Here is a 13,000-nt window from a genome sequence, read left to right on the forward strand (position 1 = left end):
TGTAGAATAAGATTAAATGGAAATGGGAGTGAAGCTTAGAACTCCCATTTTTCATAGGGAAAAACCGAGCGAGCGTTCAGTCAACAACGGTACTCTGATAAATCACGGAGTACGTAAAACAAAAGGGGTGTTTTACTTGAATAGAGCTGTTATTTTAGCAGGAGCAAGAACGGCATTTGGGAAGTTTGGGGGTTCACTTTCAGCTTTAAGTGCAAGTGATTTAGGTGCTATCGCTATACGGGGTGCATTAGAGAGGTCGAATATTTCACCAGATGCTGTGAATGAAGTGATTTTAGGCTCCGTTTTACAAGGGGGACAGGGCCAAATTCCTTCTAGACAGGCTGCGATTAAAGCAGACTTACCGAAAGCTGTAAAAACAGAAACGATTAACAAAGTTTGTGCTTCAGGGATGCGTGCTGTCACACTAGCGGATCAGCTTATTCGTTTAGGGGACGAAGAAGTAATTATCGCTGGTGGTATGGAATCAATGTCCAATGCACCGTACTATCTACAAAATGGTCGAACAGGGTTACGTATGGGTGATTCAACAATGGTGGATGGAATGCTATATGATGGCTTAACATGTGCTTTTGATAAGGCAAGACCCCATATGGGAAGCTACGGTAATTCAACAGCCAAAGAGTTTTCATTAAGCCGTGAGGAGCAGGATGCTTGGTCTGTTCGCAGTCATGAGCGCGCACTGTCAGCAATCGATAAAGGTTATTTTGCTGAAGAAATCGTGCCTGTGGAAATCCCACAACGCAAGGGAGAGCCACTTCTAGTTGATACAGATGAGGCACCAAGAGCGGGTACATCCTTGGAGGTACTTGCAAAGCTTAGACCAGCCTTTGATAAGGATGGAACAATTACAGCGGGTAATGCACCTGGGGTAAATGATGGTGCATGTGCACTAGTAGTTATGAGCGAGGAACGTGCAGTACGTGAAGGCAGGGAGCCGCTAGCAATAATCATCGGTCATGAAGAGCTTGCCATCGAGCCAGAGAACTTCCCACAAACACCTGGTCTGGTGATTAACAAATTACTGAAAAAGACAGGGAAATCATTAACAGACATTGACTTAATCGAAATCAATGAAGCCTTTGCTGCAGTAGCGCTAGTCAGCACGCAACTAGCTGATTTAGATGCTGAAAAGGTCAATGTGAATGGCGGAGCAGTAGCGCTAGGTCATCCAATTGGTGCATCTGGAGCACGTATTATTTTAACGCTTGCGCAGGAATTAAAGCGCCGTGGCGGTGGTATCGGAATTGCAGCGATTTGTTCAGGTGGTGGGCAAGGAGATGCGATTATGATTGAAGTACCGAAAACAGGGGGACATGAATGATGGGTATCCAAAAGGTAATGGTCATTGGTGCAGGGCAAATGGGCTCTGGCATTGCACAAGTTTGTGCACAGGCAGGCTATGAGGTCAAATTGAATGATATGAAGCAAGAGTTTTTCGAACGTGGTCTAGGAGTTATTACGAAAAATTTATCACGCGATGTAGAAAAAGGTCGTAAAACAGAAGAAGAGAAAGCTGCTATATTAGGTCGTATCGTGATGTCACTAGATTTACAGGATGCTAGTGATGTAGATATTATCATCGAGGCTGCTGTAGAAAATATGGAAGTGAAGCAATCTATTTTTAAGCAAATTGATCAAATTGCACCAGCACATGCCATTTTAGCTACGAATACATCTTCACTTCCTATTACAGAAATCGCCGCTGTTACTAATCGACCAGAGCAAGTAATCGGGATGCATTTTATGAATCCTGTACCTGTTATGAAGCTAGTGGAAATCATTCGAGGATTAGCAACGAGTGATGAAGTATATAAAGCAGTGGAAGACATGACAGTAAAAGTATCCAAAACACCAGTGGAAGTAAATGATTTCCCAGGCTTTATTTCAAATCGTATTTTACTTCCTATGATTAACGAAGCGATTTATGCATTGTATGAAGGTGTAGCAACGAAGGAAGCAATCGATGATGTTATGAAGCTTGGTATGAATCATCCGATGGGTCCATTAACTCTGGCGGACTTTATTGGTCTTGATACATGTCTCTACATTATGGAGATTTTACATGAGGGCTTAGGTGATAGTAAGTACAGACCTTGTCCATTGCTTCGTAAATATGTGGCAGCGGGCTGGCTAGGGAAGAAATCAGGAAGAGGCTTTTACGTTTATGAATAATTCTATGGGGATGGGACAATTTCAAGAAAATGTAATGCTGCGGGACAACTTAGAGGGGTGACAATATAGATGCATTTACAGTTTACGGATGAACAAATAATGATGCGAGATATGGTTCGCGATTTTGCACAGGAAAAAATTGAACCATGGGTAGAGCGTATGGAAGCAGGGGAGTTTCCACGTGAGCTTCTTGCACAAATGGGTGAACTTGGATTGATGGGGATCACAACGCCCGAAGAGTTGGGCGGAGCTGCGATGGATTTTACATCGTACATAATTGCTATTAACGAACTATCGAAGGTGAGTGCAGTAATGGGCGTTATATTATCCGTTCATACTTCGGTAGGCACCAATCCAATTATTTATTTTGGCAATGAAGAGCAAAAGAAACGCTTTGTTCCAAAGCTTGCGACAGGTGAATATTTAGGAGCATTTTGTTTAACAGAACCAAGTGCTGGCTCGGATGCTGGCTCGTTACAATCAAAGGCAGTGAGAGATGGCGAAGAATATGTCATTAATGGCTCCAAAGTATTTATTACAAATGGTGGAGAGGCTGATGTGTATATTGTATTCGCATCGACGAATCCTGCTGAAAAAACACGCGGCATTTCAGCGTTTATAGTTGAAAAGGGAACACCAGGCTTAATTATCGGTAAAGACGAACATAAAATGGGCTTACATGGCTCACGTACAGTTCAGCTCACATTCGATAATTGCCGTGTACCAGCCGAAAACCTTCTTGGGAAAGAGGGAGAAGGCTTTAAAATTGCAATGGCTAATTTAGATGTTGGAAGGATTGGAATTGCAGCACAGGCTTTAGGGATTGCAGAAGCGGCTCTTGAAGCAGCTACCGCATATGCAAAAGAGCGCGTTCAATTTGGTAAACCAATTGTTGCACAGCAAGGAGTTGGCTTTAAGCTGGCGGATATGGCCACTGCTGTAGAATCAGCAAAATTATTAGTCTATCAAGCTGCTGATTTACGTGCCAAAGGTTTACCGTGTGGAGCAGAAGCGTCCATGGCGAAACTATTTGCATCACGCACAGCTGTCCAAACCGCAATAGAGGCTGTCCAAATTTTCGGCGGCTATGGCTACACTGAAGATTACCCTGTAGAACGATATTTCCGCGATGCAAAGGTAACCGAAATTTATGAAGGTACAAGTGAAATTCAACGTTTAGTTATTAGTAAGCATTTACTGAAATAAAATCCTATGTTGCATAGTGGATATTGCTCAGATAAGGTGGGAAATCCCTCAGGTGGGGCGAAGAACTGCTCGGGTAGCCAGGGAAACTGCTCAGGTGAGCCATGGAATCGCTCGGGTAGCTAAGAAAATTGCTCAGGTGGGTTATGGAATCGCTCGGGTGTCCAAGGAAACTGCTCAGGTGGGGCAAAGAACTGCTCGGGTAGCCAAGGAAACTGCTCAGGTGGGGCGAAGAACTGCTCGGGTAGCCAGAGAAACTGCTCAGGTGAACCCGAAAACTGCTCAGCCCAATAAATTAAATCCATGTCGCACCGAGATTCAAAATCGAAAATAGAATGCACTAAGTAAAAAGAGCAATCATCAAAGAAGCGTAATCACCTAGAAATAAATAGTTTAGCATTGGAGTCTAACTAAAAAGGGGAAATGGACAATGAACTTTCAATTAACAGAAGAGCATGAACAATTACGCGAAATGATTCGTGATTTTGCTATTAATGAAGTGGCACCTACAGCAGCAGAGCGTGACGAGAACGAAGAGTTTGATCGCGCAATTTTTGACAAAATGGCGGAGCTTGGTTTAACAGGCATTCCATGGCCAGAGGAATATGGTGGGGCAGGCTTTGATTATCTTGCGTATGTTATTGCTGTAGAAGAATTATCACGTGTCTGCGCTTCAACAGGGGTAACGTTATCAGCTCATACATCACTGGCAGGTTGGCCAATTTTTAAATTTGGTAATGAAGAACAAAAACAAAAATATCTTCGTCCAATGGCAGAAGGTAAACATATTGGGGCATACGGACTAACAGAGCCAGGGTCAGGATCAGATGCTGGTGGCATGAATACCTATGCAAAACGTGATGGTGATGACTATATATTAAACGGTTCGAAAATTTTCATTACAAATGGTGGAGTAGCAGATACATATGTTGTATTTGCTGTAACAGATCCAGAAGCTAAGAATAGCACATCCGCTTTTATCGTTGAAGCTGGATTTGAAGGCTTCTCAGTAGGGAAAAAGGAGAAAAAGTTGGGGATTCGTTCATCTCCTACAACTGAAATTATTTTTGATAACTGTCGTGTTCCAAAAGAAAATTTGCTTGGGGCTGAGGGAGAAGGCTTTAAAGTGGCAATGACAACACTTGATGGTGGACGTAATGGTATTGCGGCTCAGGCTGTAGGAATTGCACAGGGAGCATTGGATGCAGCGGTTGAGTATGCAAAAGAGCGTGTGCAATTTGGTAAACCAATTACAGCTAATCAAGGTGTGTCTTTCAAATTAGCAGATATGGCTACTCAAATTGAAGCATCTCGACTGCTTACATACCAAGCGGCTTGGTTAGAATCAAATAGTCTACCATATGGTAAAGCATCTGCAATGGCGAAATTAATGGCTGGCGATACGGCGATGAATGTAACGACTGAGGCGGTTCAAATTTTTGGCGGCTATGGTTATACGAAAGATTATCCAGTTGAGCGCTTTATGCGTGATGCTAAAATTACACAAATCTATGAAGGCACGCAAGAGATTCAACGTCTTGTTATCTCGCGTATGCTAACAAAATAATATATGACAGAAAAAGAGAAAAGGCCTCAGGTACAGTCAACAGTTAAAGATGAAAATCTCATCGCCATTCGTCGGGAACAAATGATACAAGGAGCCATCAAGTTATTTAAAGAAAAAGGTTTTCATCGTGCCACGACGAGAGAAATCGCAAAAGCTGCTGGCTTTAGTATCGGTACTTTATATGAGTATATCCGAACTAAAGAGGATGTTCTTTACCTAGTATGTGATAGTATTTATCATCACGCTATGGAGCGACTTTCAAGTTATGAGATAAAAGCAGGGACGATAGAAGAATTAAAAGAGATGATTCGAGAGTATTTCTTGCAAATTGATCACATGGTTGATGAGCTGACAATCATGTATCAAGAAACAAAATCTTTATCAAAAGAAGCGCAGCGCTATGTATTTAGTAAGGAGTTTGAAATGGTTGCCACGTTTGAACGATTACTAAAGCGATGTGTGCAGTCAGGTGAAATAACAATGACCGATAAGCAAATCCACTTGGCAGCCAATAATTTAGTTGTCTCAGGACAAAGCTGGGCGTTCCGAAAATGGGCGCTACATCGACAGCATTCGATTGATGAATTTATTGACATGCAAATAACATTGTTTATTTCAGGTATAAAGGGGTTCTGCTAAGGGGTTGTCGGTAATTGCATAGAGCGACATTGCAATTACCGACTTTTTTTATGAACTGCATAAGGTAGCTCCAGTCTGGGGTGCCTATAACACAAAGGTGTAATTGATTAAGGGGAGAAAGTAGGGATTTCATATGACAAAGGTAGAAGTATATCGTCCAAAAAATCACGTACGTTTTGTTACAGCATCGAGTCTATTTGATGGGCATGATGCTTCGGTCAACATTATGCGACGTATTTTGCAATCTAGCGGGGTAGAGGTTATTCATTTAGGACATAATCGCTCTGTAGAAGAAGTCGTGAATGCTGCGATTCAAGAAGATGCGCAAGGTGTTGCCATCTCATCCTATCAAGGCGGCCATATGGAATACTTTAAATATATGTATGATTTACTGCGTGAAAAAAGTGCCCCACATATAAAAATTTATGGTGGCGGTGGCGGTGTTATTTTGCCACGTGAAATTAAGGAGCTACATGCTTATGGGATTTCAGGGATCTTCTCGCCAGAGGATGGACGTGTTTTAGGTTTGCAAGGGATGATCAATGAACAAATTAAAGGCACTGATTTCCCTACAGCAACAGGTAGTTATCTAGATAAGCTAGAAATGTTAACGACAGAGACACCAGAAATTTTAGCGAATTTGATCACTGCTGCTGAGTCGAATAATGATGATGAAACGAAAAAAATGATAGAAGAGGCTCGTAAGCGCACGAAAGGGACACCTGTTTTAGGTATTACTGGTACTGGTGGTGCTGGGAAATCGTCCCTGACAGATGAGTTAATTCGTCGATTTTTAAAAGAATTCCCAGATAAACGTGTAGCAATTCTTTCAGTCGATCCAACTAAGCAAAAAACAGGTGGCGCATTGCTAGGTGACCGAATACGTATGAATGCGATCTTTAACAATCGAGTATATATGCGTAGTTTAGCAACTCGTGGATCCCGTACGGAGCTTTCCGCTTCAATTGGAGATGTGCTAGATGTCGCTCGTGTTGCTGGCTATGATTTAATCATTGTAGAAACAAGCGGTATCGGTCAAGGGGATGCTGAAATTACAAAATATACGGACCTATCCATGTATGTGATGACGAGCGAGTTTGGTGCTCCAACACAGCTTGAGAAAATTGATATGATTGATTTTGCGGATGTTATCGCTATCAATAAGTTTGAGCGTAAGGGCTCTGAGGATGCGCTACGTCAGGTACAGAAGCAATATCAACGTTCTCGAGAGCTTTGGCATGAATCACTAGATACAATGCCAATTTATGGTACGATTGCTAGCCAATTCAATGATAAAGGTACGAATGCTTTATTTGCTGCACTTGTTAACATTATTAATGAAAAGACAGGCTACAATTGGGAAACAGGGTATGAGCAATTTGCGAAAACGCAAAAGCAGGATGTCATTATTCCGAATGACCGTCGCTATTATTTAAGAGAAATTACAGATACAGTGCGTGGCTATCATAAAAAATCAGAGCAGCAGGTAGCATTTGCACGTCAGCTATTCCAGCTAGAGGGTGCAATTGCTGCGGTGAAAGAAAAGGCTCCTGATGATGCACTTGTCGCATCTCTTACTTCTTTAGCAGAAGGTGTCAGAGATGAACTAACAGCAGAATCCAAACGTATTTTAGATAATTGGCAGGCATTAAAGGAAGCATATGCAGGAGATGAATTTGTCACAAAGGTTCGGGATAAGGAAATTCGAACAATTTTAAAGACGACAAGTCTTTCTGGAACAAAAATTCCAAAGGTTGCATTGCCGAAATTTGAGGACTATGGTGAAATTCTACGCTGGGTTTATAAAGAAAATGTACCTGGTGAATTCCCATATACAGCAGGGGTATTCCAATTTAAACGTGAAGGGGAAGATCCGAAGCGACAATTCGCGGGTGAGGGAACACCAGAACGAACAAATAAACGATTCCATTATCTATCGAAGGACGATGATGCAAAACGTTTATCTACAGCATTTGATTCGGTAACACTCTATGGTGAAGATCCAGATTATCGACCAGATATTTATGGTAAGGTTGGGGAATCAGGTGTCTCTATATGTACGTTAGAGGATATGAAAAAGCTCTATGCGGGCTTTGATTTATGTGCTCCGTCAACATCAGTATCCATGACAATTAACGGTCCAGCACCAATTATTTTAGCAATGTTTATGAATACGGCTATTGATCAACAAGTAAAACTACGTGAGAAAGAACTTAGTCGACCTTTGACAGTTGAAGAATTTACAGAGACACGAGAGCAAACATTACAGGTTGTGCGTGGAACCGTGCAAGCGGATATTTTAAAAGAAGATCAAGGGCAAAATACATGTATTTTCTCAACAGAGTTTGCCTTACGTATGATGGGAGATATTCAACAATACTTTATTGACCATAAAGTTCGTAATTATTATTCAGTATCAATTTCTGGATATCATATTGCTGAAGCTGGCGCAAATCCAATTTCGCAATTGGCCTTTACATTGGCAAATGGCTTTACGTATGTAGAGTATTATTTAAGTCGTGGTATGAATATTAATGATTTTGCACCAAACCTATCATTCTTCTTCTCGAATGGACTTGATCCAGAGTACACGGTTATTGGACGTGTTGCTCGTCGCATTTGGGCAGTGATAATGCGTGATAAGTATAACGCTAATGAACGTGCACAAAAATTAAAGTACCATATTCAAACATCTGGACGTAGCTTGCATGCACAGGAGATTGATTTTAATGATATTCGTACAACGTTACAGGCACTAATGGCATTACAGGATAACTGTAATTCATTGCATACAAATGCCTATGATGAGGCCATCACAACGCCTACGGAAGAGTCAGTTCGCCGTGCGATGGCTATTCAGATGATTATTACAAAAGAGCATGGTTTAGCGAAAAATGAAAACCCATTACAAGGGGCATTTATCGTAGAAGAGCTAACAGATCTTGTAGAAGAAGCTGTTCTAGAAGAGTTTGATCGCATAAATGATCGTGGTGGCGTGCTAGGTGCAATGGAAACACAATATCAACGTGGTAAAATTCAAGAGGAATCCATGTACTATGAAATGTTGAAACATTCTGGTGAGCTACCGATTATCGGTGTTAACACATATTTGAATCCGAATCCACCTTCTGATGCGGATATAGATAATATGGAGATTGCTCGTGCGTCGAAAGAGGAAAAAGAGACGCAAATCCTTAATTTACAGGGATTCTGGAAGCAGCACGAAAGTGAATCAGAAGCAGCAATTACACGCTTACAGGAAGTGGCTGTTAACAACGGTAATATTTTTGCAGAGCTAATGGAAACAGTAAAAGTAGCAAGTTTAGGACAAATTACGAGGGCTTTATATGAGGTAGGCGGACAATATCGTCGTAATATGTAATTTGTAAATGTGCATATCTTCTTACTTATTAGCATTTATTCTATATTAATACAAAATGCTTTTGTAGTTGTAAGTGTCTAGTCTTAGGATTAGGCACTTTTTTTTATTTTCGTTATAATAGAACTGTAAAAAAAGGGGAGGCGCAGTAGAGGATGAAATCAGCTTTTCACTACATCATTATCTTAGCTTTAGTGTTAGGAGTTATTTTCCTGTATAATAAGCAAATTGGCGCTGTTCCTTTACTAATTCTATCTGTATATTTGTTTTACCTCGGGATAAAAAAAATATGTGGTATAAAAAACAGTAATTGAAGCTAGCAAAGAGGATAAAACTTTGTATATAATGGGTATTATGCTTATGATATGGAAAGTTACTTTTGTGCGGTCTTTTTTTGCTGCGCTCCGAAAATAAAGCAATAAAAACGTCCATTGTGATGAGAGAAAGGAAGTGCACGAATTGAATTTTCGTGAAATGACAAAGGAACAATTAGCGGAAGAATCGTTAATTAACTTAGCTTATGTAATTTTAAATGAAAAACGTGCCTCAGTGTCTTTTAATGACTTACTAACAATCCTTCAGGAGCTTGTAGGCTATAGTAATGAAGAAATCAAAGCACGCCTACTACAATTTTACACAGATTTGAATGTAGATGGTCGCTTCTTATACAATCAAGAGACAGGTTGGGGTCTACGAGAATGGTTTAAAGTTGAGCAAATTGAGGAAGAAACAGCTCCTTCTGTGAAAACTCACAAGAAAAAATCTAAAGCTTCCCTTGACGATGAAGATTTAGATGAAGATTTAGAAGAAGAAGACATCGACTTTGATGAAGATTATGAGGAATTCGTTGAAGAAGAAGATGTTGAGGAAGTCGAAGAGAAAGAAGACATTGATTTTGAAGATGAAGACATAGAGGACATTGATGAAGAAATCGATGAGGACTTTATCGAAGAAGATGACGAAGAAGAATTCGACGATGAAGAGGAAGAAATTTAATTTTCTATCTTTTATGCCCATAGTAAAAATCCTTGACTTCTATCTCGGTTACGTTTAATCTTTTACTTGGGCTCCTTAAAAAAGGAGAAAGACCGTGTATGTAATACGCTCCCCCTGCTAACCTATGCAGGAGGGGCGTTTTTTTGTTGTTAATTTTATCTTCATTCAGCAAATATTTTTGTATCGAAAGCATAGCGGCAGATACAGAAGACTCCCACCTCTACATGTGGTGAGATGAATGCGGTATTGGTTCCTTTTCAGTGGGTGTCCAAACACCTACTGAAATAGAGGAACTCAGTCTAAGAACGCCACGTCCTGTGGCAACAACTGAGTGACCAACATCATGTTGCTGCCGCTGCGTTAGCACTACGCTTTCGCACAAAAAAACATCTGTTGGCCCAAAGCTTCTGGCGGATGTCACGGATTTTCAAAGGAATGAATTGTGCGGGCACAATTCAAAATCCAGACGCAATTACGCCAAGGCGAAATTGATTCAGTTAAACACTCCCAAATTACTACTGACATGAATATAAATGTTCCCAATACTTCATGATGTATAGTAATCGGTGACACTGAATAAATGTTAGAGCAATCAATTTTTAAAAGGAAAGTAGAAAAGAGATAGAAACGATTACAGCTTCGAATCGACTACACTTTTTTGTAGGCATTCTCGGCTTTTCTTATTTTTAGGTATAAGTATTTCTTAACCTTGTCGAGACATTTACGTCAAAATATTTAGTTGTTAACACGGCGTATATGCACTTTTCTTACTTACAATTTTTAGAACATCATAAGGAGGAATTTTTTCATGACAAAGTATATTTTTGTAACAGGTGGGGTTGTGTCATCGCTTGGAAAAGGGATTGTAGCGGCATCTTTAGGTCGTTTATTAAAAAATCGCGGGTTAGAAGTAACAATTCAAAAATTTGACCCTTATATCAATATTGATCCAGGTACAATGAGCCCTTATCAACATGGTGAGGTTTTCGTAACAGATGATGGCGCAGAGGCTGATCTTGACTTAGGTCACTATGAACGTTTCATTGATATTAACCTTGGCAAACATTCTACTGTAACATCAGGTCGTGTTTATCAGTCAGTTTTACAAAAAGAACGCCGCGGTGATTACAACGGTGGTACAGTACAAGTAATTCCTCATATTACAAATGAAATCAAAGATCGTATTCAACGTGCTGGACGCGAAACAAATGCCGATGTTGTTATTACAGAAGTAGGTGGAACAGTAGGGGATATCGAGTCATTACCATTCCTTGAAGCAATTCGCCAAATGAAAACTAACTTAGGTCATAACAATGTCTTGTACGTTCATTGTACGCTTATTCCTTATATTAAAGCAGCAGGTGAGCTAAAAACAAAGCCAACGCAACATTCTGTAAAAGAATTACGTTCTTTAGGTATTCAACCAAACATTATAGTTGTGCGCACAGAGCAAGAGGTGCCTGAAGATATGAAAGAGAAATTGGCTTTATTCTGTGATGTACAGCCACATGAAATTATTGAATCTCGTGATGCTGAGCATTTATATGAAGTGCCATTAAATCTTCATGCACAAGATTTCGATGACATAGTTCTTGACCATTTTGGTATCGAAGCACCAGAGGCAGATATGGGGGAATGGCGTGAGCTTGTAACGAAAGTGAAAAGCTTACCAAATAAACGTAAAGTAGCGCTAGTAGGGAAATATGTTGAACTACAAGATGCTTACATTTCTGTAGTAGAGGCATTAAAACACGCGGGCTATGCATTTAATTCTGATATTGATATTGACTGGATTAATGCTGAGCATGTTAATGCTGACAATGTTACTTCACTATTAAAAGGAGCGAACGCTATTTTAGTCCCTGGTGGCTTTGGTGATCGTGGTGTGGAAGGTAAAATTTTAGCGACACAATATGCTCGTGAAAATAATGTTCCGTTCTTAGGTATTTGTTTAGGTATGCAACTGGCAACAGTGGAATTTGCTCGTAACGTACTTGGCTTAAAGGGAGCACATTCTACAGAGCTTGATGCACAAACAGATTATCCTATTATTGATTTCCTACCAGATCAAAATGATAATGTAGATATTGGTGGTACATTGCGTTTAGGTTTATACCCATGTAAGTTAAAAGAAGGCTCAAAAGCTAAGGATGCTTATGGAAAAGAGCTTGTTTATGAACGTCACCGTCACCGTTATGAATTTAATAATGAGTACCGTGAAGCTATGGAAGCAGCAGGTCTTATTTTCGCGGGTACTAGTCCTGATGGTAAGTTAGTGGAAATAATCGAGTTACCAGATAATGATTTCTTTGTAGCTTGTCAATTCCATCCTGAATTTGTATCACGTCCAAATCGTCCACAACCATTGTTCAGAGATTTTATAGGTGCAACATTTAAATAATGCAAAAGAGTTGTCTCAAATGCTGAGACAACTCTTTTTTTGAAGGCTATTTCAAAACTGCTGCTTTATAATTCTTCGTCATTCAGACCAAGCATTTCATCATAAGCCATTTTAACTGCTTCATAAATAAAAATGGCAGCAATAGCATGCGGAATTACAATACGCTCACCTAAATCATTTGGTAATAAACCACCTCGTACGCGTGTAGAAATATACGTATAGGCTAAATCTGCCAGTGAGTTTTGAGAGTCTGCTACTTCACAAGCAACTGCTGCAAATGGAATAAATTGATCATTTAGTTGTTGTGCCAAAGCAATGGCCTCTTTATCTTCTGCACTACGGGTAAAAATACATACTCGATCAGCTTCTGTAAGCATAGTATCCTTTGACCATGGTACTAGCTTCGTAAAACGTTCTACAGCGTGACATGCATTTAATTCAACCACCTGCATTTCGCCAAAGCATGCGAGATAGACATTGCCTTCTCCGATCCCGGCTTGCGCAAGTAATCGAGCTGTTTCTTCAATAGCGTCCTCTTCACTTTGTATTATTCTTTGTAATAATCCACTTAGTTGTGTTGTAAGAATTTTTGACATAATCCCACCTCAAACAATATTATATG

At 40.1% G+C, this 13,000-nt stretch carries 9 protein-coding genes; 8 read left to right on the plus strand and 1 reads right to left on the minus strand.

Translation table 11 applies throughout. From position 1 onward, the window contains the following. Nucleotides 1-136: 136 nt before the first annotated feature. The 8 genes from ACQKIM_RS04745 to ACQKIM_RS04780 all read left to right on the plus strand — a co-directional run bounded on the left by ACQKIM_RS04745 (nt 137) and on the right by ACQKIM_RS04780 (nt 12,378). The gene (locus tag ACQKIM_RS04745; protein WP_427539832.1) at nt 137-1,342 is read left to right on the plus strand and encodes an acetyl-CoA C-acetyltransferase; all 1,206 of its coding nucleotides are present in this window, start codon (nt 137-139) and stop codon (nt 1,340-1,342) included. Further along, the gene (locus ACQKIM_RS04750) at nt 1,342-2,193 is read left to right on the plus strand and encodes a 3-hydroxybutyryl-CoA dehydrogenase (protein ID WP_427539835.1); all 852 of its coding nucleotides are present in this window, start codon (nt 1,342-1,344) and stop codon (nt 2,191-2,193) included. The genes ACQKIM_RS04745 and ACQKIM_RS04750 overlap by 1 nt, the downstream gene beginning before the upstream one ends. A 69-nt stretch (nt 2,194-2,262) precedes the next feature. Continuing rightward, nucleotides 2,263-3,399 carry an acyl-CoA dehydrogenase gene (locus tag ACQKIM_RS04755; RefSeq protein WP_427539838.1) on the plus strand — a complete coding sequence of 379 codons (1,137 nt, stop codon included), beginning with the start codon at nt 2,263-2,265 and terminating at the stop codon, nt 3,397-3,399. Nucleotides 3,400-3,826: 427 nt separating this feature from the next. Then, nucleotides 3,827-4,963 carry an acyl-CoA dehydrogenase gene (locus ACQKIM_RS04760; RefSeq protein WP_427539841.1) on the plus strand — a complete coding sequence of 379 codons (1,137 nt, stop codon included), beginning with the start codon at nt 3,827-3,829 and terminating at the stop codon, nt 4,961-4,963. Between the two features lie 3 nt (nt 4,964-4,966). After that, complete coding sequence (locus tag ACQKIM_RS04765; protein ID WP_054770255.1) at nt 4,967-5,602, plus strand: TetR/AcrR family transcriptional regulator; 636 nt, start codon at nt 4,967-4,969, stop codon at nt 5,600-5,602. 133 nt (nt 5,603-5,735) lie between these two features. After that, nucleotides 5,736-8,984 (plus strand): fused isobutyryl-CoA mutase/GTPase IcmF, encoded by a 3,249-nt coding sequence (gene icmF, locus ACQKIM_RS04770; protein WP_427539844.1) that lies wholly within the window; start codon nt 5,736-5,738, stop codon nt 8,982-8,984. A gap of 456 nt (nt 8,985-9,440) precedes the next feature. Beyond that, nucleotides 9,441-9,977 carry a DNA-directed RNA polymerase subunit delta gene (rpoE, locus tag ACQKIM_RS04775; RefSeq protein WP_427539847.1) on the plus strand — a complete coding sequence of 179 codons (537 nt, stop codon included), beginning with the start codon at nt 9,441-9,443 and terminating at the stop codon, nt 9,975-9,977. 808 nt (nt 9,978-10,785) lie between these two features. Beyond that, nucleotides 10,786-12,378 carry a CTP synthase gene (locus ACQKIM_RS04780; RefSeq protein WP_427539850.1) on the plus strand — a complete coding sequence of 531 codons (1,593 nt, stop codon included), beginning with the start codon at nt 10,786-10,788 and terminating at the stop codon, nt 12,376-12,378. Between the two features lie 65 nt (nt 12,379-12,443). Here ACQKIM_RS04780 and ACQKIM_RS04785 read toward each other — a convergent pair whose 3' ends face one another. Beyond that, entirely contained in the window at nt 12,444-12,974 is a 531-nt protein-coding gene (locus ACQKIM_RS04785) for a DUF2529 family protein (RefSeq protein ID WP_427539853.1), read from the minus strand. Between the last annotated feature and the right edge of the window lie 26 nt (nt 12,975-13,000).

It is taken from the genome of Lysinibacillus sp. NPDC047702 (genome assembly GCF_050272555.1).
In the GTDB taxonomy this organism is placed as follows: domain Bacteria; phylum Bacillota; class Bacilli; order Bacillales_A; family Planococcaceae; genus Lysinibacillus.

Bases quoted from the DNA above. Each gene is read 5' to 3' on its own strand.
- ACQKIM_RS04750 (WP_427539835.1), top strand. From the start codon at position 1,342: ATGGGTATCCAAAAGGTAATGGTCATTGGTGCAGGGCAAATGGGCTCT.
- ACQKIM_RS04785 (WP_427539853.1), bottom strand. From the start codon at position 12,974: ATGTCAAAAATTCTTACAACACAACTAAGTGGATTATTACAAAGAATA.
- ACQKIM_RS04755 (WP_427539838.1), top strand. From the start codon at position 2,263: ATGCATTTACAGTTTACGGATGAACAAATAATGATGCGAGATATGGTT.
- ACQKIM_RS04780 (WP_427539850.1), top strand. From the start codon at position 10,786: ATGACAAAGTATATTTTTGTAACAGGTGGGGTTGTGTCATCGCTTGGA.
- ACQKIM_RS04765 (WP_054770255.1), top strand. From the start codon at position 4,967: ATGACAGAAAAAGAGAAAAGGCCTCAGGTACAGTCAACAGTTAAAGAT.
- ACQKIM_RS04760 (WP_427539841.1), top strand. From the start codon at position 3,827: ATGAACTTTCAATTAACAGAAGAGCATGAACAATTACGCGAAATGATT.
- icmF (WP_427539844.1), top strand. From the start codon at position 5,736: ATGACAAAGGTAGAAGTATATCGTCCAAAAAATCACGTACGTTTTGTT.